Here is a 19,675-nt window from a genome sequence, read left to right as displayed (position 1 = left end):
TGGCCACCGTGAAACGTGATATCACTCACGGCCGCAGCAGCCACCCTGTCGCGTCTCCTAGGGTGGCTCGCGGTGAATTCCTTCCCGGGCCTCGGCCCCTCCTCCGGTTTCCTGCAGTCCACCGCCTGGCGCGCCGCACTCGCCCTGGTGGTGGTGTTCGTGATGCTTGCGATGACCGGATGGACCGCCATCAGAGGAAGCAAGGACGACGCCAACCCCCTGGCCACCGCCAAGGCCGCGTGGAAACACGCCACCTTCCTCGGTCGCCCGCTGCCCGACCCCAACGCCGGGCCGGCCGCGATCCGGGCCTTCTTCGCCCCCCTCAGCCGGGCCGAGGACCAGCAGCTCGCCGCACGCTTTCCGCTGGTCGTCGGCAACATGGGCGGTGCCCCCGTCCAACTCCGTTACCGCGCCAACCGGATGGCGATCGACGACGCCCGCGCCGTCGAGAAACGGCGGATGACCGACCACCGGCTCACGCCCGTCGGCCGCCAGGAGGCGGGCCGGCTGATGCACCGCCTGGAGTCGATGATGGCCCCGGGCCGGCAGATCCTGGCCTTCGACCCGGCCGGCGGCGGCCGGGCCGCTGAGGTCTTCGGCGACCTCCCGGCGGCGAAGCGGGTCTCGGTCGTGGTGCCCGGTGTGGACACCAACCTCTCCACCTTCGAGCGCACCGCGCGGGCGACCACCGCCCCCGTCGGCATGGCGCGTTCCCTCTACGACGCCGAGCGGCAGGCCGGCCCCGGCACCCGTACCGCGGTGATCGCCTGGGCCGACTACACCTCGCCGGCCGGCCTGGGCGTCCAGGCCGCCACCGGGCAGCTCGCCGAGGCCGGCGCGGTCCGGCTGCGTGCCCTGGTGAACTCCCTGTCGTCCGCCGACTCCGTCTCGCTGTTCTGCCACAGCTACGGCTCCGTGGTGTGCGGCGTCGCCGCCCGCAAGCTGCCGTCCAACGTGGGGGACATCGCGGTGGCGGGCAGCCCCGGCATGCGGGCCGACAACTTCTCCGGGCTCGGCACCCGCGCCCGGGTGTGGGCGATGCGGGACTCCGACGACTGGATCCAGGACGTGCCGTACCTGGAGGTCGGCGGGCTCGGCCACGGCGCCGACCCGGTCGATCCGTCCTTCGGCTCCCGGATCCTGTCCGCCGACGGCGCCGTCGGGCACGCCGGCTACTTCGCCCCCGGCACCCGCAGCCTGCGCAACTTCGCGCTGGTCGGGGTGGGGGCGACCGGCTCGGTGGAGTGCGCCTCCGCCGATCCGCACTGCAGCGCGGCGACGGTCTGAGGCCGCACCGCCGCGGGGCCGCTTCCCGCGGTCCCGGCCCGGCGCCCGGGGACGGGCCGGGACCGCGGGGAACCGTGCCCGGTGGAGCGCGCGTCCACGGTGCGAGGGACGGAGCGCCCGGCCGGGGAGCTCGTTGCGTACGCGGCTCCGGCGGGCGCCTTCCAGGTGTCCGGAAGGGGGACGGGCGGGCGACCGCCCGCATACGATGAGCCACATGGGTGATGTGCTGGCCGGTTTTCACGCCGTCTGGGAGTTCGACACGGACTCCGTACTCATCCGCTTCGAACGGGGGATCCGCAGGCCGAAGCTGTTCCAGGCGCTCGGCGAGCGACGCATTCCGTACGAGGCGCTGAGCGCTGTCGAGGTGTCCGGGGGCAGACGCGGCACGGTGGTGCTGCACGCCGTGCCCCGGCCCGGCGCCGACCCCCTGATGGAGGCGGCGGACGGGCAGCTCAAGGAGGACGTCGACCCCTACCGTCTGGTGCTGCCGGCCGAACGCGAGACGCTGGCCGGGTACTACGCCGAGGAGCTGCGCAGCGCGCTCGGCCCCGCCGCCAAGGAGCCCGCCGACCGCCACCTGGTCGCCGCCCCGGAACCTCCGCTGCACTTCAAGGCGTACGACGGCAAGGCGTCCTTCGACGGCCGGTCGGTCGCCTTCCGCTGGTTCTGGACGGGCGCCTCGTCGGCGAAGTGGAAGCGCGGCGACCAGACCTTCGCGATCGGCGAGCTGGCCGGGGTCGAATGGCGCTCCCCGGAGAGCGTCAAGGGCCATCTGCGGCTGCTGGAGCGCGGCGCCCGCGAGCCGGAGACGGGCGCCGCGGACCAGGACCCGGCCGCCGTGGTCTTCGGGCCCGGGTACGGCCCGGTGCACGAGTCGCTGCCGTTCGCGGCCGCGGTGCTGCAGGCCGTCCGTGCCGCGGAGCCGGAGGAGACGCCGGACGGCGAGCCGGTGTGCCGGCGCGCCGGGGACGCCCGGCGGGACCCGGCGGACATCGCGGACCGGATACGGCACCTCGGCGAGCTGCACGGCGCGGGGCTGCTGACGGACACCGAGTTCAGTGCCAAGAAGGCCGAACTGCTGGCGGAGCTCTAGGAACCACCGGGCCGGGACTCATACCGTGGTACGGGGTGCAAGGCCGGACCCAGGTATGACGCCTCCGCGGCCGGGGTCCGCTTAGATGGACCGCGCGATGAACCGACCCCCTTCCACCCCCGCACACCAGCCGGCCGGGCCGGGCCGCGGCACCGGGCCCGGCCCGGCGCGCGCACGGGCGCTGCGGGCCGCCCGGCAGGCGCTGCGCGTCCTCGCCGTGGAGCTCGGCACCCCGACCGAACCCGGCACCCCGCTCTTCGGCAACGTCCAGAACCCCTGGCTGCGCCGGCTGCCGTACCTGGTGGCCTTCGCGTTCGCGGTGTCCCTGCTGCCGTCGGGCATCAACGTCCTCGGCAACGACTACGGCATGAACGGCGGGCTGGCCGGCGCGCTGTCGACCGCGCAGACCGCGCCGCTGCTGCTCGCGGTGAGCCGTCCGCTGCAAGCCTGGTGGGTGATCTTCGCCGCGGACGTCGTGGGCGCGCTGGTGCTGACCGGTGTCGACGGCGTCGCGGGCCGCGCCTGGCCCTGGCCGCCCACCGCGATCGTCGGCTATGTCGCGCTGATGGTGGCGCTGTCCCTGCGCGAGCGCCGCCGCACCCTGATCGCGGTCTGGCTGACGACCGGCGTGGCGGGGATCCTCTCCGAGATGATCACGCCCGAGGGCAGTCAGAGCACCTGGGTGCTGCTGTTCGTGCTCTCCGGTGTGGTGCTCATGATGGGCGCCACGCTGCGCGAACGCGGCGACGCCCAGCGGAAGTTGATCGAGCAGGAGACCATCAGCGAGGCCGAACGGGCCCGCCGTACGCTGCTGGAGGAGCGCACCCGCATCGCCCGTGAACTGCACGATGTCGTCGCCCACCACATGTCGGTGATCACGGTCCAGGCGGACAGCGCCCCGTACCGCATCGGCGGGCTCCCCCGGGAGGCGCAGGAGGAGTTCGGGTCGATCGCGGCGACCGCGCGCGAGTCGCTGGCCGAGATGCGCCGGCTGCTCGGGGTGCTGCGCAGCGAGGAGACGGAGCGGCAGGGCGGCCCGGAGAAGGCGCCGCAGCCCGGTATCGGCATGCTGCCCAAGCTCGTCGAGGGGACCGTGCGGGCCGGTGTGCCGGTGGAGCTGGTGCTGCCCGAGGAGCCCGTCGCGCCGGAACCGGCGGTGGACCTGTCCGCGTACCGCATCGTCCAGGAGGCGCTGGCCAACGTGGTGCGGCACGCCCCGGGCGCACGGACCCGGGTGTCGGTGACGACGGCGGCGGACGGCTCACGGCTGACGGTGCTGGTGGTCAACTCCGCGCCGCCCGCGCCCTCCGCGCCGCTGGAGACCACCGGCACCGGTCACGGACTGATCGGCATGCGGGAACGGGTGCGGCTGGTGGGCGGCACACTCGACACCGGGCCGCTGCCCGACGGCGGCTTCCGGGTCGCCGCACAGCTTCCGCTCACCCCGCCGCCCACCGCGGCGGCTCCCCTCCCAGCGAAGGATTCCGGCTCCGCATGACCACGCGCGTGATCATCGTCGACGACCAGGCCATGGTGCGAGCGGGGTTCGCCGCGCTGCTCGCCGCACAGAGCGACATCGATGTGGTGGGCGACGCGCCCGACGGCGTGCAGGGGGTGGCGCTCAGCCGCCGGACGCACCCGGACGTGGTGCTGATGGACGTCCGGATGCCGGAGATGGACGGGCTGGAGGCCGCCCGGCAGCTGCTGGATCCGCCGGTCGGCGTGGTCCATCGGCCGAAGGTGCTGATGCTGACGACCTTCGACGTGGACGACTACGTGTACGAGGCGCTGCGCGCGGGGGCCTCCGGGTTCCTGCTCAAGGACGCGCCGCCGGCCGATCTGATCTCCGCGGTGCGGGTGGTGGCGGCCGGTGAGGCGCTGCTCGCGCCGTCGGTGACCCGGCGGCTGATCGCCGATTTCGCCCGGCGTCCCGCGCCCCGCAAGGACCGCGGCGCGCTCCGGCTGAACGGTCTCACCCCGCGGGAGACGGAGGTGCTGGAGCTGATCGCCCGGGGCCTGTCGAACCAGGAGATCGCCGAGGCGCTGATCCTCGCCGAGCAGACCGTGAAGACCCACATCGGGCGGGTGCTCGCCAAGTTGGAGCTGCGGGACCGCGCGCAGGCAGTGATCTTCGCGTACGAATCGGGGCTGGTGGCGCCCGGCGAGCGCTGACCGCGCCGCCCCCGCCGGTCCTTCCTGGACGTGTGCCCGCCCCTCCTCCTCCCTGAGGACGAGGGGCGGCCGCACCCCCTACCCCGGTATCACCCGGGAGTTGGCTCCGCGGTGTGACGCCGCGTCAGCCATCCCCTTCCTACGTTTCCCTCCGCCACACCAACGGGAGAGGGAGACACCACCATGTCCGTGCGGAGCACCGCCGTTCGACGCGGCAGGCGCACACTCATCGGCGCCGCACTCGCGGTGGCCCTGGTCGCCGGGACCGGCGGCTGGGCGGCGGGCTCCGCACAGACCGCCGTCACCGGGCCCGCGCCCGGCGCCGCCTCCTGGCGCGCCGACCACTCGCTCGGCGTCCGGCTGCCGGACCCGGCGACCGCCCGCCCGGCGGCCGTCGCCCGCTTCTTCGGCACGCTCTCCAACGCTCAGCAGCATGCGCTCGCGGCCCGTCACCCGCTCACCGTGGGCAACCTCGACGGAGCGCCGCTCGCGCTGCGGTACGCGGCCAACTCCCTCGCCCTGAAGGCGGAACGGGCCCACCAACTGGCCCGCGCCACCGATCCGGCCGGCACCCCGGAGGGCCACCGGCAGGCCAGGAAGGCGGCCGCGCGCTGCGCCGAACTGCTCGCGCCCGGCCGCCGGATCCTCGCCTTCGATCCCCGGGGGCGCGGCCAAGTAGCCGAGGTGTACGGGGACTTGGCGACCGCCGAGCACACCGCCGTGGTCGTGCCGGGCTCGGACATCGACCTGTCGTCGTTCGACCGGGCCAAGGACCCGTACGGCACCCCGGCCGGTATGGCCAGGTCGCTGCGGGCGCAGATGGCGGCCGACGCGCCCGGGGCCCGTACCGCGGTCATCGCCTGGGCCGGCTACACCACCCCGGTCGGGTTGGGCCCGGACGCGGCGACCGGGCGGCTGGCCGAGGCCGGTGCGCCGCGGCTGGCCCGCCTGTTGTCCGGGCTGGCCGCCACCGGGGTGCGGGCGCCGGCCGTGCTGTGCCACAGCTACGGCTCGGTGGTGTGCGGTCTGGCGGCGCCCCGGCTGGGCCGTGGCGAGGTCGCCGACTTGATCGTCTTCGCCTCCCCCGGGATGCGCCGGGACAGCGTGGCGGAGCTGCACACCTCCGCGCGGGTCTGGGCGGCGCGGGACGCCTCCGACTGGATAGCGGACGTCCCGAGCGTCGAGCTGCTGGGCCTGGGGCACGGCGCGGACCCCACGTCCCCGGCCTTCGGCGCCCGGCACGTCTCCGCCGAGCGGGCCGAGGGCCACACCGGCTACCTCGCGCCCGGAACGGACTCGCTGCGCAGCTTCGCGGCGATCGTGCTGGGCCGCTACGGCGATGTGCGCTGACGCCGCGCCCGGCCGCCCCGGGCCGCTCGCCGCTCCCCACCCCACCGGTTCCCGGACTCAAGGACGCCTCATGGACTCCGCACCTCTCGCGCGCCTCGGCGGCGCGGCCCGCAGCACCGTCCGCGCCATCGAGGACCGCACCCCCGCGGACCGCGACCGGGCGATCGACGGACTGCGTGCGCTGGCACTGCTCGCGGTCCCCACCGGCCACTGGCTGCTCGGCGGCTTCACCCTCGACGGCGGCGGCGCGCTGCACAACGCCAGCCCGCTGACCGCCTTCGGCGCGCTCGCGCCCGCCAGTTGGGTGCTGCAGATGCTCGGCATCTTCTTCCTGGTCGGCGGTTACGCGTCGGTGCGCTCGCTCCGGCGGGCCACCGCCCGGGGCGGGTCCACGGGCCGCTGGCTGCGGGGCCGGCTCGTCCGGCTGGGCCGCCCGGTGCTCGGTGTGACGGCGGTGTGGGCGGCGCTGCTGCCGCTGCTGTCCGTGCTGGGGGTGCCCGAGGCGACGCTGCGGACCGGGGCGACGCTGGTGATCCAGCCGCTGTGGTTCGTCGGCGTCTACGCGGTGATCACCGCGCTGACGCCGTACTGCGTGTGGGCCGCGCGGCGGATGGGTGCCTGGGCGGCGGCGCCGCTGCTGGCGGCCGTGGCGGCGGTGGACTTCCTGCGGTACGGGCCGTTCGCGTCCGCCGTGCCGCCCTGGCTGAGTCTGCTGAACCTGCTCCCGGGCTGGATGTTCGCCTACCAGCTGGGGGTGTCCTGGGGCGAGGGGCGGCTCGGCAGGCGCGCCGGCTGGACCCTGCTCCTCGGCGGTACCGCGCTGTTCGCCGCGCTGCTGGTCTTCTTCCACTACCCGGCGAGCATGGTCGGCGTCCCCGGGCAGGACCGTACGAACTCCCATCCGCCGTCGCTGCTGGTACTGGCCCTGGCCGCGGCCCAGTCGGGTGCGGCGGTGCTGCTCCGCGACCGGCTGGCCCGGGTCCTGCGCCGGCCCGCGCTGTGGGCGCCGGTGGTGGTCGTCAACCTCTCCGCGATGACCGTGCTGTGCTGGCACCAGACCGCGATGCTCACGGCGGCCGTGCCCGCGTCGTTCGTGGGTGCGGTGCCGGGACTGACCGTCGCGCCCGACACGCTCGGCTGGCTCCTGGCCCGGCTGGCCTGGCTGCCGCTGTTCGCCGTCCTGCTGGTGGTGATCGGCCGGACCACACGCCGCTTCGAGGAGCCCTGGGAGGGTGTCACCCGGGCACGGCGGGCGCTGGCGGCGGTGCTGGCCGCCGGGTTCGCGGCCTTCGCGCTGGGTCTGGCGTAGGGCTGAGGCCGGCGAAGGGGGTGTCCGGCCGCCGCGCCTGCCCGGCGCCACCGGACCGGCCGGGACCGGCCCCCGGGTGCGGCCCGCGGACGCGGACCGCACCCGGGGCGGTGGGCTACTCCCGTCCCGCCGAGGTGCTGGACATGTCCGCGTAGCGCTCCCCCGCCACCTGGCCGGCGATCGGCTCCAGTTGGGCCAGCTCCTGCGCCCGGACGAACGGGGCGAGGAACTTCTCGTTCTCCCCCCTGCCGTACATGTCGGCGGTGTCGAAGAGCGTCACGCCCAGTTCCCGCGCCCGCTCCAGCGTGGCGCGCGCCTCGTCGGCGTCCGTGGGGCCGTAGGCGAAGCTCATGCCCATGCAGCCGAGGCCCTGCGCCCCGACGCGGGGGCCGCCGGTGCCCAGCTCGACCGTTTCGATCTTCTCAGTGCTCATGGGGATCTCAGAACCTCTCGGACGCCCGCCGGGCGTCGGCATAGATGTCGATCTTGTAGTCGAGAATGTCGAGGGTGCTCTGCAGCTCCGCGATCCGCCGCCGTACGTCCTCGCGGTGCGCGGTCAGCAGCCGTTCGCGCTCGGAGAAGGTGGACTCGCCCACCCGGACCAGCTCGGCGTAGCGGACCATGTCCGCGACCGGCATGCCGGTCAGCCGCAGCTTGGTCACCAGGCCCAGCCAGTCCAGGTCGCGGTTGGTGAACCGCCGCTGGCCGGTGTGCGTGCGGTCCACGTGCGACATCAGGCCGATCCGCTCGTACCAGCGCAGGGTGTGCGCGCTCAGGCCGGTGTGCTCCGCGACCTCGCTGATGGTGTACCGGTCACGGCCGGCGGGCCGGGGGTGGACGGGCGGCGGGGCGCAGTCGTGCTCCGTCGCCGGCCGTGCGCGGGTCGCGATCGCCCCGTCCGCGACCGGCTCGCTGTGCGTCACCGTCATGCCCTGTCTCCCCTGTTTTCGCCGGATGCCTCTCGACGGTCCCAACGCTAGAGAGTTGGAGTGCACTCCAAGCAAGCGCGATTCCCACCCGGACTTGACCTGATTTTGGGGAGGTTAGGCTCGGGGGCATGCAGAGCCTCCGGATGATCGAGAACTGGCCGGTGCCCACGGCCGCGGCCGCCGTCATACGTGCCGACGGGGTGGTCGCCGGCTCGTACGGGCCGCTGGAGCAGCGGTTCGCGCTGGCGTCGGTGACCAAGCCGCTGGCCGCGTACGCCGCGCTGCTGGCCGTCGAGGAGGGCGCGATCGAGCTGGACGAGCCGGCCGGGCCCGAGGGGTCCACGGTGCGTCATCTGCTCGCGCACACCTCCGGTCTCGCCTTCGACGAGCCGCGGGTGACCGCCGAGCCGGGCACCCGCAGGATCTACTCCAACGCCGGTTTCGAGGTGCTGGGCGACCACCTCGCCAAGGCGACCGACATCCCCTTCCCGCAGTACCTGCACGAGGCGGTGCTCGAACCGCTCGGCATGACGGCGACGGAGCTGTCCGGCTCCCCCGCCAAGGACGGCGTCTCCACGGTCGCCGACCTGATCCGCTTCGCGGCCGAGCTCCAGGCCCCGCGGCTGCTCTCGGAGAGCACGCTGGCGGCGGCGACCCAGGTGGTCTTCCCCGGAGTGACGGGCGTGCTGCCGGGCTACGGCCACCAGAAGCCCAACGACTGGGGGCTGGGTTTCGAGCTCCGCGACGGGAAGTCGCCGCACTGGACGGGCGCCGCCTCCTCGCCGCGCACCTTCGGGCATTTCGGTCAGTCCGGGACGTTCCTGTGGGTGGACCCGGACGCGCGGGCCGCCTGCGTGGCGCTGACCGACCGGGCCTTCGGGCCGTGGGCGATCGAGGTCTGGCCGCAGCTGACCGACGCGGTGCTGGCCGAGCTGGCGCAGACGGCCTGAACGGCGCGGACGTACGGGCCCGGGGGCGCCTGCCGGGCCCGCCGCGTCACCCCGGTCCCGGCTCCGTCCCCATCTCCCACACCAGGCACTCCGCCGCCGCCAGCCCCTTCAGCTCCAGGCCGACCCCCTCGGTGATCCGCGCGGAGTCGCCCGCCTCCAGCCGCTCGTCACCGACCCGTACGGCGCCGCGCACCACGTGCACATAGGCGCGGGCGGCGTCCGGGACCGCGGTGCGCTCGCCGTCGGCCAGCCGCCGCAGATGCAGCAGGGCGCCGGCCCGCGGCACCGCGTAGGGAGTGCCGTCGGCGATGCCGCGCACCACCTCGTAGGACGGCTCGCCGCCGGCTTCCTCCGGTGCGAGCCACATCTGCACGAAGCGCAGCGGCCGCCCCGCGTCGTTGCGCTCGACGTGCCGTACGCCGCCCGCCGAGCTGAGCCGCTGGAGATCACCGGGGCGTACGGTGGTCTCGTGGCCGGTGGTGTCGCGATGGGTCAGCTCGCCCTCGATGACCCAGGTCACGATCTCGGTGTCGCGGTGCGGGTGCTCGTCGAAGCCGGCACCGGCCGCCAGCCGCTCCTCGTTGCAGGCGATGAGTGCGCCGAAGCGCAGATTGTCCGGGTCGAAGTGGGGCCCGAAGGAGAACGCGTGCAGTGACTCGATCCCGGCGTCCGGATCGCCGCCCCGATAGCGCTCCTCGGCCCTGCGCACCTGAATCATTGGCCCACCGTAGCCCCCGCCCCCTCACCTCCTCGCCCCGATAGTGCAGGCTTGTCCCGTGTCTGAACCCGCTTCGCGCGACGCGCACCCGCACTCGGCGACCCTCCGGCGTCTGGAGAATTCGTCCGGCAAACTGGCCGCCGCGGCCATCGCCCGTATGGACGCCACCCTGCCGTGGTACCGCGCGATGCCCCCGGAGAACCGTTCCTGGATCGGTCTGGTGGCACAGGCCGGCATCGCCGCCTTCACCGAGTGGTTCCGGCATCCGGAGACCCCGCAGGCGATCAGCACCGACGTCTTCGGCACCGCGCCGCGCGAGCTGACCCGGGCGATCACGCTGCGGCAGACCGTGGAGATGGTCCGGACGACCATCGAGGTCATGGAGGCGGCGATCGACGAGGTCGCGGCCCCCGGTGACGAGTCCGTGCTGCGCGAGGCGCTGCTGGTCTACGCCCGGGAGATCGCCTTCGCCACCGCGCAGGTCTACGCGCAGGCCGCCGAGGCGCGCGGCGCGTGGGACGCCCGGCTGGAGTCCCTGGTGGTCAACGCGGTGCTGTCGGGAGAGGCCGACGAGGGCGCGGTCTCCCGGGCGGCGGCGCTGGGCTGGAACTCACCCGAGCACGTGTGCGTGGTGCTGGGCACCGCGCCCGACGGGGACAGCGAACTGACCGTGGAGGCGATCCGGCGGGCCGCCCGGCACGCCAAGCTCCAGGTCCTCACCGGGGTGCTGGGCTCCCGCCTGGTGGTGATCGCGGGCGGCTCGGACGACCCGCTCAAGGCCGCGAAGGCGCTCATCGGCCCGTACGCGGCCGGCCCCGTGGTGGCCGGCCCGGTGGTCTCCGACCTGCTCGCCGCGACCCGCTCCGCGCAGGCCGCGGCCGCCGGTCTGCGGGCGTGCGCCGCGTGGCCGGACGCCCCCCGGCCGGTACTGGCCGACGACCTGCTGCCGGAGCGCGCGATGGCCTCCGACCCGGTCGCGCGGGAGCAGTTGGTGGAGGAGATCTACAGACCGCTGGAGGAGGCGGGGTCTGCGCTGCTGGAGACGCTGAGCGTCTATCTGGAGCAGGCGAGCAGCCTGGAGGGCGCCGCGCGGATGCTGTTCGTGCACCCCAACACCGTGCGCTATCGGCTGCGACGTGTGACGGACGTCACCGGATGGTCACCCTCCGACGTACGCTCGGCCTTCACCCTCCGTATCGCACTGATTCTGGGGCGTCTGGCTGACGGTGAGGCGCAACCCTAGACTTTTGTCGGAGACCAACAATTCCCCCGATGGTTCTTGGTCCCTGTCCCCACGGGCGGGCGGAACCACCCACAAGAGAGAGTGTGAGGGTGCTCGTACTCGTCGCTCCCGGCCAAGGCGCTCAGACGCCCGGCTTCCTGACCCCCTGGCTCGACCTCCCCGGTGTCGAAGACCGGCTCCGTGAGTGGTCGGCCGCCATCGACCTGGACCTGGTCCACTACGGCACGAAGGCCGACGAGGAGGAGATCCGCGACACCGCGGTGGCGCAGCCGCTGCTGGTGGCCTCCGCCCTGATCTCCGCCCGCCAGCTGTTCCCGACGGCCGACGACTTCGCCGCGCAGGTCGGCGCCGCGGCCGGCCACAGCGTCGGTGAGCTGGCCGCCGCCGCGCTGACCGGCACCGTCTCCGACGAGACCGCGATGAAGCTGGTGCGCCGGCGCGGCCAGGCGATGGCCGAGGCCGCCGCCGTCACCGAGACCGGCATGGCCGCGCTGCTGGGCGGCGACGAGGCCGTCGTCATCCCGCACCTGGAGCAACTGGGTCTCACCCCGGCGAACGTCAACGGCGCCGGGCAGATCGTCGCGGCGGGCACCGCGGAGCAGATCGCCGCACTCGTCGAGAACAAGCCGGAAGGCACCCGCCGGGTCGTACCGCTGAAGGTGGCCGGCGCGTTCCATACTCACCACATGGCACCCGCCGTCTCGGCCCTGGAATCCGCGACCACCCAGCTGTCGGTCGCCGACCCGCACACCCGTTACGTCTCCAACAAGGACGGGCAGCTGGTCTCCTCCGGTCAGGAACTGGTGCAGCGACTGGTCGGCCAGGTGGCCAACCCGGTGCGCTGGGACCTGTGCATGGAGACGTTCAAGACGCTCGGCGTCACCGCGCTCATCGAGGCCGCCCCCGGCGGCACGCTCACCGGCCTGGCCAAGCGTGCGCTGCCCGGTGTGCAGACCCTCGCCCTCAAGACGCCCGAGGACCTCGACGCGGCCCGCACGCTGATCGCCGCCGCGTCCTCTGCCGTCACCGCAGGCTCTGCACCGGCCGAATAGGAGTCCGAAGCGCATGACCTCGAAGATCAAGCCCTCGAAGGGCGCCCCGTACGCGCGGATCATGGGCGTCGGCGGCTACCGGCCGACCCGTGTCGTGCCCAACGAGGAGATCCTCAAGCACATCGACTCGTCCGACGAGTGGATCCGTTCGCGGTCCGGTATCGCGACCCGCCACTGGGCCGGCCCCGAGGAGACCGTCGCGACCATGTCGGTCGAGGCGTCCGGCAAGGCGATCGCCGACGCCGGCATCACGCCCGAGCAGATCGGCGCCGTGATCGTCTCCACCGTCTCGCACTTCAAGCAGACGCCGGCCGTCGCGACCGAGATCGCGCACCGCATCGGCGCCGGCAAGCCGGCCGCCTTCGACATCTCGGCGGGCTGCGCGGGCTTCGGTTACGGACTGACCCTGGCCAAGGGCCTGGTCACCGAGGGCAGCGCGGAGTACGTGCTGGTCCTCGGCGTCGAGCGGCTGTCGGACCTGACCGACCTCGAGGACCGCGCGACGGCCTTCCTCTTCGGTGACGGCGCGGGCGCGGTGATCGTCGGTCCCGCCAAGCAGCCGTCGATCGGCCCGACGGTCTGGGGCTCGGAGGGCGACAAGTCCGAGACCATCAAGCAGACCCTCGGCTGGGACACCTACCGCACCACCCCTCTCCCCGGCGGCGACGGGCCCGAAGCGCGCCCCGCCCTGGAGGAGATCCGATTCCCCGCCATCACCCAGGAGGGCCAGGCGGTCTTCCGGTGGGCGGTGTTCGAGATGGCGAAGGTCGCCCAGCAGGCGCTGGACGCGGCCGGAGTCAGCCCGGACGACCTGGACGTCTTCATTCCGCACCAGGCCAACATGCGGATCATCGACTCGATGGTGAAGACTCTGAAGCTGCCGGAGAGCGTGACGGTCGCCCGCGACGTGGAGACCACCGGCAACACCTCGGCCGCCTCCATCCCGCTCGCAATGGAGCGGTTGTTGGCGACCGGTCAGGCCAAGAGCGGCGACACCGCCCTGGTCATCGGCTTCGGGGCGGGTCTCGTCTACGCCGCGACGGTCGTTACCCTCCCCTAGGGCAAGATCTGCGCAGCACCGTACGTCTTCGGACGTGTCGGCCACCGCACGGATCTTCACCGCAAGTAACGCAGTTTCCCCTTAAAATGACCGAAGGAGCGCCATCATGGCCGCCACTCAGGAAGAGATCGTCGCCGGTCTCGCCGAGATCGTGAACGAGATCGCCGGTATCCCCACCGAGGACGTCCAGGTGGACAAGTCCTTCACCGACGACCTGGACGTCGACTCGCTGTCCATGGTCGAGGTCGTCGTCGCCGCCGAAGAGCGCTTCGACGTGAAGATCCCGGACGACGACGTCAAGAACCTCAAGACCGTCGGCGACGCGACCGACTACATCCTCAAGCACCAGAGCTGATCCAGCTCACCCGCGCATGTCGCCACCCCGCGGTGGCGCCGTCGATTCAGACCCCTCTACCCGTGGAGTAAGAATTCCCGTGAACGCGACCAATCGCACCGTGGTCGTCACCGGTATCGGCGCAACCACACCGCTGGGTGGCGACAGCGCTTCGACCTGGGAGGCCCTGCTCGCCGGACGTTCCGGCGTCAGCACCCTCGAACAGGACTGGGCCGCCGAGCTGCCCGTCCGCATCGCCGGGCAGATCGCCGTTGAGCCGTCCGAGATCATCCCGCGGCCGCAGGCCCGCAAGCTGGACCGCTCGGCGCAGTTCGCGCTCGTCGCGGCGCAGGAAGCCTGGAAGGACGCGGGCTTCACCGCCAAGGCGGGCGAGGACACGTCGGTCAACCCCGACCGTCTGGGCGCCGTCATCGCCTCCGGCATCGGTGGCGTGACGACCCTGCTCGACCAGTACGACGTGCTCAAGGAGAAGGGCGTACGCCGCGTCTCCCCGCACACCGTGCCGATGCTGATGCCGAACTCGCCGTCCGCCAACGTCGGCATCGAGTTCAACGCCCGCGCCGGTGTGCACACCCCGGTGTCGGCGTGTGCGTCGGGCGCCGAGGCCATCGGCTACGCCATCGAGATGATCCGCTCGGGCCGCGCCGACGTCGTCGTCGCCGGTGGCACGGAGGCCGCCATCCACCCGCTGCCGATCGTCGCGTTCGGCAACATGATGGCGATGTCCAAGAACAACGACGACCCGCAGGGCGCCTCCCGCCCCTGGGACGTCGACCGCAACGGCTTCGTGCTCGGCGAGGGCGCCGGCGTGATCATCCTGGAGTCCGAGGAGCACGCCAAGGCCCGCGGCGCCAAGATCTACGCCGAGGCCATCGGCCAGGGCATCTCCGCCGACGCGCACCACATCACGCAGCCCGAGCCGTCCGGCAACGGCATCGCGGCGGCGCTGCAGAACCTGATCGACAACACCGGTCTCGACCCGGCCGAGATCGTGCACGTGAACGCGCACGCGACGTCGACCCCGGCCGGTGACGTCGGTGAGCTCAGGGCGCTGCGCAAGGCGTTCGGTGACGACGTCGACCACATGGCCATCACCAGCACCAAGTCGATGACCGGCCACCTCCTGGGCGGCGCGGGCGGCATCGAGACGGTGGCCACGGTCCTCGCGCTCAAGAACCGCATCGCCCCGCCGACGATCAACATCGATCAGCTCGACCCGGAGGCCGACGCGGACATCGTCCGCGGCGAGGCCCGCGCGCTGCCGGCCGAGGGCACGATCGCGGCCCTCAACGACTCGTTCGGCTTCGGCGGCCACAACGTGGTGCTCGCCTTCCGCACGGTCTGAGGCGCACTCAGCACAGCCCGAGGGCCCGCCCGGTGAACATCACCGGGCGGGCCCTCGGCGTGTCGGTCAGTCCTCGAAGCTCGCGAAGTAGGCCGCGGAGGCGTCCTCTTCGCCGTGCCCCTGCTCGGCGGCCCGCCGGAAGCGCTCGGCGGCGGCCGCGGCCAGGTCCACCCGTACGCCGGCTTCCCGGGCGGCCTCGGTGATCAGACGGGTGTCCTTGCGGGCGGCGGAGACGGTGAAGCTCGGGGCGTAGTTCCCGGACAGGATCGTCTCGGATTTCAGCCGCAGGTACGGCAGGTCGAGCGCTCCGCCGGAGACCGCGGAGAGGAAGGCGCGCGGGTCGACCCCGAGCCCCTCGGCGAGCCCGAGGACCTCACCCGTACCGCTGATGACGGTCAACACCCAGGTGTTGACGACGAGCTTGAGGCGGCTGGCGGCACCGCTCGCGGCGTCCTCCCCGACCCACTGGGTGCGGCTGCCGATGACGTCGAAGACCTGCCCGGCGCGCTCCCGCACGTCCTGCGGGCCGGCCGCGAGGATCGTCAACTCGCCCCTTTCGGCGGGCTCCTTGGTCCCCAGGACGGGGGCGTCGACGAATCGCAGCCGGTGCTCATCGGCGAGGCGGGCCAGCGGGGCGAAGCCTTCGGTGCCCACGGTGCTCGCCTGGATCCAGAGGGTGCCGGCCGCGAGGGACGGGGCGGCCTGGCGCATCGCGGCGAGCACGGCGTCCCCGTCGAGCAGCATCGTGAGGACCACCGCGGCGCCGTCCACCGCCTGCGCGGGGGTGTCCATGACGCGGGCCCCGTCGGCGGCCAGCGGCTCGGCCCGGGCCCGCGTACGGTTCCAGACGCGGACGTCCAGACCGGCCCTGGCGAGGTTGCGGGCCATCGCCGCGCCCATGATGCCGGTGCCGAGCACCGCGACGGACAGGGGTGAGGAGTTGTTGTCGGCCATGACGGCACGCTAGGCCGTGGAGTGCGCTCCACCGCAAGCGTTGCCGCGTGTCGCCGGTCCGCGGCCCGTACGGGCCGCGGGCGGGAGGGAGCTCAGACGACGTGGTGCAGCCGGCGCACCGGCGCCGCACCCGTCAGACGACTTGGTGCAGCCAGCGCACCGGGGCGCCCTCGCCGGCGTAGCGGAACGGCTCCAGCTCGTCGTCCCAGGGCTTGCCGAGGAGCTTGGCGACCTCGGCGGCCAGCTCGGTCTCGCCGCGCGCGGAGCGGGCGACGGCGGCGCGCAGCCGGTCCTCGGGGATCAGGATGTCGCCGTGGATGCCCGTGACGGCGTGGAAGATGCCCAGGTCGGGGGTGGAGCTGTAGCGCTCCCCCTCGGCGGTGGAGCAGGGTTCCGCGGTCACCTCGAAGCGGAGCAGATGCCAGCCGCGCAGCGCGGAGGCCAGCTTGGAGGCGGTGCCGGCCTCGCCCTGCCAGGAGAACTCGGCTCTCCATGTCCCCGGCGACGCCGGCTGCCGGATCCAGTCGAGATTGACGCGCACGCCGAGCACGCCCGCCACGGCCCATTCGACGTGCGGGCACAGCGCGCGCGGAGCGGAGTGGACGTACAGAACTCCACGTGTCGTCACCGGGACCTCCAGTGCGGTTCGAGGTTCGCCTTCCCCAGCGGCCTCGTGCCCGTTCCGGTTGCGGCCGGGACAGTTGTCATTCTGCCCCAGTGATCACTTCGGCACCAGCATGCGAGGTGACCTACAGTAAACACCATTAGGCGGAATTTGCCGCAAAAGGGACAGGAAATGACGTGATGTAATTTGTCTGTGCCGACTGCACTTACCACTTCGGGTCACCGCCGGGCAGGCACGGGGCAAAGCTACCGCGCGGTGCCGGTCAAGGGGGTGACGTACCGTCGGTACCCGAAGAGATATCACTCGCACGCCGGAGGGGACAGGGGATGACGCGGATCGATCGGCCCTCGCGCCTCCCGAACCGCCGCTTCGGCCACCGATTCTCACGCTCCGTCACCGCCGCTGCCGCCCTGCTCATGGCCCTCACCGCCTGTAGCGCGGACGGTACGGGCGGCTCGCACTCCGGCGCGTCGGCCAAACGGAAGACCGCGCACGGGCCCGTATGGCGCACCGATCCCCACTCGATCGCGGCACTCGGCGATTCGATCACCGTCGGCTTCGACGCCTGCACGGTGCTCTCCGAGTGCCCCGAGGTCTCCTGGGCCACCGGCACCGACCCCAAGGTCGACAGCCTCGCCCGGCGGCTGGTCCCCCGTCCCGCCACGCACAGCTGGAACTTCGCGAAGACCGGCGCGCTGATGAACGACCTGCCGGACCAGGCCGCCGCGGCCGCCGTGCACAAACCCGAACTGGTGACGGTCCTGATCGGTGCCAATGACGCCTGCCGCCGCGACGTGACGGCGATGACCCCGACGGCCGACTTCCGCGCCGACTTCGCGCGGTCCCTGACGTATCTGCGGCGCACCCTGCCGCGCACCCAGGTGTACGTGGCGGCGGTGCCGGACCTGCTGCGGCTGTGGTCCGAGGGGCGCAAGAACCCGCTCGGCAAGGAAGTCTGGAAGCTGGGGATGTGCGGGTCGATGCTGCGCGACCCGGACGATCTGACCCGGCCGGCGCAGGACCGCAGGGCGGCGGTGCAGGGCCGGGTGAAGGCGTACAACGCGGCGATGGCGGAGGTGTGCGGCAAGGATCCGCTGTGCCGGTTCGACCGGTCCGTCTTCGACTACCGCTTCACCGACCGGCAGTTGAGCACCTGGGACTGGTTCCATCCGGGCCCCCGCGGCCAGAAGGAACTGGCGGAGCTGGCGTTCCGCGCCGTCACCCGTAAGGAGTCCTAGGCCGCGGCGTCCGCACCCCCGCACGAGGTGTACGGCACCGGCCAACGGGCCGCGGGCATAGGCTCGTGGGCATGGAGACGCAGGTCAGCAGGGAATTCTTCGGCACACTGGACGACGGCAGCCGCGTCGACCGCTGGACCCTGGAGACCGGCCCCGGTCCCGGCGCGCTGCGGGTCCGGGTGCTGACGTACGGCGGCATCGTCCAGAGCGTCGAGGCCCCGGACCGGGACGGGCGCCCGGCGCAGCTGGCCCTGGGCTTCGGCGACCCGGCCTCGTACGCCGCGCACGGCGGCTCGCACTTCGGCGCGCTGGTCGGGCGGTACGCCAACCGGATCGCCGGGGCGTCCTTCACGCTCGACGGCCGGACGTACGGGCTGACGCCGAACGACGGGGCGCACAGCCTGCACGGCGGACCGCGGAACTTCTCCCGGGTGCTGTGGGACGCCCGCCCGGTGGCGGGCGGGGTGGAGCTGCGCCGGGTCAGCCCGGACGGCGAGGAGGGCTTCCCCGGCAACCTGGACGTCCGGGTGGCCTACACGCTGTCCGCCCGCCCCGGGGGCGGCGCGCTGCGGATCGCCTACCGGGCGCGGACCGACGCCCCGACCGTCGTCAACCTGACCAACCACACCTATCTGAACCTGGGCGGGGACGGCAGCGGCAGCGCCGCGGGGCACGAGCTGCGGCTCGCGGCGGCGCGCTACACGCCCGTCGACGACAGCGGCATCCCGCTGCCGGGCGGACCGGCCGAGGTCGCCGGCACCCGGTTCGACTTCCGGACGGCGCGCCCCGTCGGTGACGCGTACGACCACAACTTCGTACTGGACGGCGGGGTGACCGAGGAGCCGCGGGTGGTCGCGGAGCTGTTCGACCCGCGCTCCGGCCGGGTGCTGGAGCTGGCCACCACCGAGCCCGGGCTGCAGCTGTACACCGCCGGTCATCTCGACGGTTCGCTGACCGGCACCTCCGGGGTCCCCTACGGGCCGGCGGCCGGACTCGCGCTGGAGACCCAGCACTTCCCCGACTCCCCGAACCGGCCGGAATTCCCGGGCACGGTGCTGCGGCCCGGGGAGAGCTACCGCTCCACGACCGTGTACGGGTTCGCGGTACGGACCCGGAGTGCGGGCGGGTACTGAGGCGGGAGCCCTTAGGGGCACGTCATACCGTGCGGTGACGTCAAGGTCATCCCCTGCGGGGACGCCCCGCGCCGGGGGGAAGGCCGAAGATGGTGGCGATCGGTTCGCTTCCGCTCCGATTCCTTGCCTGCCACGGGAGAAGTTACGTCATGGCCCGCCTCCGCGCTCCTCATCTCGTCCTGTCCTGTGCGGCGTTGACCGTGCTGGTCACCGGCTGCTCGCTGTCCGGCTTCGGCCCGACGAAGGAGGCGGAGCGCACGTACTCGGTGCAGGGCAAGGTGACCGCGCTGTCGGCGACGACGCACGGCGGGGACATCGAGGTGGTGCCGGTCGACGCCGGCGGCTCGGTCAAGGTGCGGGAGAAGTACCGCTACAACGACAGCAAGCCGACCCCGGAGCACAAGCTGAAGGACGGCCGGCTGACGCTGAAGGCCGAGGACTGCGGCATGGGACGCAAGTGCGAGGTGGACTACCGCGTGCTGCTGCCGCGTGACGCCTCGGTCGATCTGCACACCAGCGGCGGGGACGTCACCATCCGGGGCACCTCGGGCGCGATCACCGCGGAGACCAGCGGCGGCGACATCACCGTCGCGGACTCCAAGGCCCGTACGACGCAGGTGCGGACCAGCGGCGGGAACGTGGACGTCGCGCTGGTCGCGGCGCCGGACGAGGTCTCGGGCCGGACCAGCGGAGGCGACGTCACCATCCGTCTCCCCAAGGGGTCCTACAAGGTCGACGCCACGACGAGCGGCGGCACCAGCAAGGTCGACGTGCCCACCGACCCGCGGTCCGCGCACAAGGTGACGGCGCGGACGAGTGGCGGTGATGTGTCGGTGGTGACGTCGTAGTGCCCCCGGTCCGG

At 73.0% G+C, this 19,675-nt stretch carries 19 protein-coding genes and 1 pseudogene; 15 read left to right on the top strand and 5 right to left on the bottom strand.

Going from position 1 to position 19,675, the window contains the following annotated elements; all coding sequences use genetic code 11:
* Nucleotides 1–72: 72 nt before the first annotated feature.
* The 6 genes from SL103_RS07025 to SL103_RS07000 all read left to right on the top strand — a co-directional run bounded on the left by SL103_RS07025 (nt 73) and on the right by SL103_RS07000 (nt 7,211).
* Complete coding sequence (locus SL103_RS07025) at nt 73–1,287, top strand: alpha/beta hydrolase (RefSeq protein ID WP_069567885.1); 1,215 nt, start codon at nt 73–75, stop codon at nt 1,285–1,287.
* 214 nt (nt 1,288–1,501) lie between these two features.
* Complete coding sequence (locus SL103_RS07020; protein ID WP_069567884.1) at nt 1,502–2,380, top strand: DUF4429 domain-containing protein; 879 nt, start codon at nt 1,502–1,504, stop codon at nt 2,378–2,380.
* Between the two features lie 97 nt (nt 2,381–2,477).
* Nucleotides 2,478–3,878 (top strand): sensor histidine kinase, encoded by a 1,401-nt coding sequence (locus SL103_RS07015; RefSeq protein ID WP_069567883.1) that lies wholly within the window; start codon nt 2,478–2,480, stop codon nt 3,876–3,878.
* Complete coding sequence (locus tag SL103_RS07010) at nt 3,875–4,552, top strand: response regulator (RefSeq protein WP_033268703.1); 678 nt, start codon at nt 3,875–3,877, stop codon at nt 4,550–4,552. Before SL103_RS07015 ends, SL103_RS07010 begins: the two co-directional genes overlap by 4 nt.
* 183 nt (nt 4,553–4,735) lie before the next feature.
* Nucleotides 4,736–5,902 carry an alpha/beta hydrolase gene (locus SL103_RS07005; RefSeq protein ID WP_069567882.1) on the top strand — a complete coding sequence of 389 codons (1,167 nt, stop codon included), beginning with the start codon at nt 4,736–4,738 and terminating at the stop codon, nt 5,900–5,902.
* Between the two features lie 70 nt (nt 5,903–5,972).
* Nucleotides 5,973–7,211 (top strand): acyltransferase family protein, encoded by a 1,239-nt coding sequence (locus tag SL103_RS07000; RefSeq protein ID WP_069567881.1) that lies wholly within the window; start codon nt 5,973–5,975, stop codon nt 7,209–7,211.
* A 205-nt stretch (nt 7,212–7,416) separates the two neighbouring features.
* On the opposite strand, the pseudogene SL103_RS06995 reads toward SL103_RS07000, so the two are convergent.
* Nucleotides 7,417–7,644: pseudogene (locus tag SL103_RS06995) on the bottom strand (aldo/keto reductase); the annotation flags it as partial.
* A 7-nt stretch (nt 7,645–7,651) separates the two neighbouring features.
* Complete coding sequence (locus SL103_RS06990) at nt 7,652–8,140, bottom strand: MerR family transcriptional regulator (RefSeq protein ID WP_069567879.1); 489 nt, start codon at nt 8,138–8,140, stop codon at nt 7,652–7,654.
* 128 nt (nt 8,141–8,268) lie between these two features.
* On the opposite strand from SL103_RS06990, the gene SL103_RS06985 reads away from it, so the two are divergent.
* On the top strand, nt 8,269–9,090 hold the full coding sequence (locus SL103_RS06985) for a serine hydrolase domain-containing protein (RefSeq protein ID WP_069567878.1): 822 nt from the start codon (nt 8,269–8,271) through the stop codon (nt 9,088–9,090).
* 46 nt (nt 9,091–9,136) lie between these two features.
* Here SL103_RS06985 and SL103_RS06980 read toward each other — a convergent pair whose 3' ends face one another.
* On the bottom strand, nt 9,137–9,808 hold the full coding sequence (locus tag SL103_RS06980) for a pirin family protein (protein ID WP_069567877.1): 672 nt from the start codon (nt 9,806–9,808) through the stop codon (nt 9,137–9,139).
* 58 nt (nt 9,809–9,866) lie between these two features.
* Here SL103_RS06980 and SL103_RS06975 point away from each other — a divergent pair, with 58 nt between their 5' ends.
* The 5 genes from SL103_RS06975 to fabF all read left to right on the top strand — a co-directional run bounded on the left by SL103_RS06975 (nt 9,867) and on the right by fabF (nt 14,863).
* Nucleotides 9,867–11,051: a PucR family transcriptional regulator gene (locus SL103_RS06975; RefSeq protein WP_069567876.1), complete on the top strand. Its 1,185-nt coding sequence runs from the start codon at nt 9,867–9,869 to the stop codon at nt 11,049–11,051.
* A gap of 89 nt (nt 11,052–11,140) precedes the next feature.
* Complete coding sequence (locus SL103_RS06970; RefSeq protein ID WP_069567875.1) at nt 11,141–12,103, top strand: ACP S-malonyltransferase; 963 nt, start codon at nt 11,141–11,143, stop codon at nt 12,101–12,103.
* A gap of 13 nt (nt 12,104–12,116) precedes the next feature.
* Nucleotides 12,117–13,163, top strand: coding sequence for a ketoacyl-ACP synthase III (locus SL103_RS06965; RefSeq protein WP_069567874.1), 1,047 nt, complete (start codon nt 12,117–12,119; stop codon nt 13,161–13,163).
* Nucleotides 13,164–13,269: 106 nt separating this feature from the next.
* Complete coding sequence (locus tag SL103_RS06960; RefSeq protein ID WP_006605825.1) at nt 13,270–13,518, top strand: acyl carrier protein; 249 nt, start codon at nt 13,270–13,272, stop codon at nt 13,516–13,518.
* Nucleotides 13,519–13,597: 79 nt separating this feature from the next.
* Nucleotides 13,598–14,863 carry a beta-ketoacyl-ACP synthase II gene (gene fabF, locus SL103_RS06955; protein ID WP_069567873.1) on the top strand — a complete coding sequence of 422 codons (1,266 nt, stop codon included), beginning with the start codon at nt 13,598–13,600 and terminating at the stop codon, nt 14,861–14,863.
* Between the two features lie 66 nt (nt 14,864–14,929).
* Here fabF and SL103_RS06950 read toward each other — a convergent pair whose 3' ends face one another.
* Together SL103_RS06950 and SL103_RS06945 are read right to left on the bottom strand one after the other, a co-directional pair.
* On the bottom strand, nt 14,930–15,817 hold the full coding sequence (locus SL103_RS06950) for an NAD(P)-dependent oxidoreductase (RefSeq protein WP_069567872.1): 888 nt from the start codon (nt 15,815–15,817) through the stop codon (nt 14,930–14,932).
* Nucleotides 15,818–15,950: 133 nt separating this feature from the next.
* Nucleotides 15,951–16,445 (bottom strand): DUF3145 domain-containing protein, encoded by a 495-nt coding sequence (locus SL103_RS06945; RefSeq protein WP_018088059.1) that lies wholly within the window; start codon nt 16,443–16,445, stop codon nt 15,951–15,953.
* A 323-nt stretch (nt 16,446–16,768) separates the two neighbouring features.
* Between SL103_RS06945 and SL103_RS06940 the strand changes: the two genes are divergently transcribed.
* The 3 genes from SL103_RS06940 (at nt 16,769) to SL103_RS06930 (ending at nt 19,661) form a co-directional block, all read left to right on the top strand.
* Complete coding sequence (locus tag SL103_RS06940) at nt 16,769–17,680, top strand: SGNH/GDSL hydrolase family protein (RefSeq protein WP_079145605.1); 912 nt, start codon at nt 16,769–16,771, stop codon at nt 17,678–17,680.
* A gap of 71 nt (nt 17,681–17,751) precedes the next feature.
* Nucleotides 17,752–18,813, top strand: a complete 1,062-nt coding sequence (locus tag SL103_RS06935; RefSeq protein ID WP_069567871.1) for an aldose epimerase family protein — start codon at nt 17,752–17,754, stop codon at nt 18,811–18,813.
* 149 nt (nt 18,814–18,962) lie between these two features.
* Nucleotides 18,963–19,661: a DUF4097 family beta strand repeat-containing protein gene (locus SL103_RS06930; protein WP_069567870.1), complete on the top strand. Its 699-nt coding sequence runs from the start codon at nt 18,963–18,965 to the stop codon at nt 19,659–19,661.
* Nucleotides 19,662–19,675: the final 14 nt, after the last annotated feature.

Origin of the sequence: Streptomyces lydicus (genome assembly GCF_001729485.1) — a bacterium.
In the GTDB taxonomy this organism is placed as follows: Bacteria; Actinomycetota; Actinomycetes; order Streptomycetales; family Streptomycetaceae; genus Streptomyces; species Streptomyces lydicus_D.
Note: the sequence above shows the minus strand (reverse complement) of the source record. Positions and strands in the feature narration are given on the sequence as shown.

Bases quoted from the DNA above. Each gene is read 5' to 3' on its own strand.
- SL103_RS07020 (WP_069567884.1), top strand. From the start codon at position 1,502: ATGGGTGATGTGCTGGCCGGTTTTCACGCCGTCTGGGAGTTCGACACG.
- SL103_RS07015 (WP_069567883.1), top strand. From the start codon at position 2,478: ATGAACCGACCCCCTTCCACCCCCGCACACCAGCCGGCCGGGCCGGGC.
- SL103_RS07010 (WP_033268703.1), top strand. From the start codon at position 3,875: ATGACCACGCGCGTGATCATCGTCGACGACCAGGCCATGGTGCGAGCG.
- SL103_RS07005 (WP_069567882.1), top strand. From the start codon at position 4,736: ATGTCCGTGCGGAGCACCGCCGTTCGACGCGGCAGGCGCACACTCATC.
- SL103_RS07000 (WP_069567881.1), top strand. From the start codon at position 5,973: ATGGACTCCGCACCTCTCGCGCGCCTCGGCGGCGCGGCCCGCAGCACC.
- SL103_RS06990 (WP_069567879.1), bottom strand. From the start codon at position 8,140: ATGACGGTGACGCACAGCGAGCCGGTCGCGGACGGGGCGATCGCGACC.
- SL103_RS06985 (WP_069567878.1), top strand. From the start codon at position 8,269: ATGCAGAGCCTCCGGATGATCGAGAACTGGCCGGTGCCCACGGCCGCG.
- SL103_RS06980 (WP_069567877.1), bottom strand. From the start codon at position 9,808: ATGATTCAGGTGCGCAGGGCCGAGGAGCGCTATCGGGGCGGCGATCCG.
- SL103_RS06965 (WP_069567874.1), top strand. From the start codon at position 12,117: ATGACCTCGAAGATCAAGCCCTCGAAGGGCGCCCCGTACGCGCGGATC.
- SL103_RS06960 (WP_006605825.1), top strand. From the start codon at position 13,270: ATGGCCGCCACTCAGGAAGAGATCGTCGCCGGTCTCGCCGAGATCGTG.
- SL103_RS06950 (WP_069567872.1), bottom strand. From the start codon at position 15,817: ATGGCCGACAACAACTCCTCACCCCTGTCCGTCGCGGTGCTCGGCACC.
- SL103_RS06940 (WP_079145605.1), top strand. From the start codon at position 16,769: ATGACGCGGATCGATCGGCCCTCGCGCCTCCCGAACCGCCGCTTCGGC.
- SL103_RS06935 (WP_069567871.1), top strand. From the start codon at position 17,752: ATGGAGACGCAGGTCAGCAGGGAATTCTTCGGCACACTGGACGACGGC.
- SL103_RS06930 (WP_069567870.1), top strand. From the start codon at position 18,963: ATGGCCCGCCTCCGCGCTCCTCATCTCGTCCTGTCCTGTGCGGCGTTG.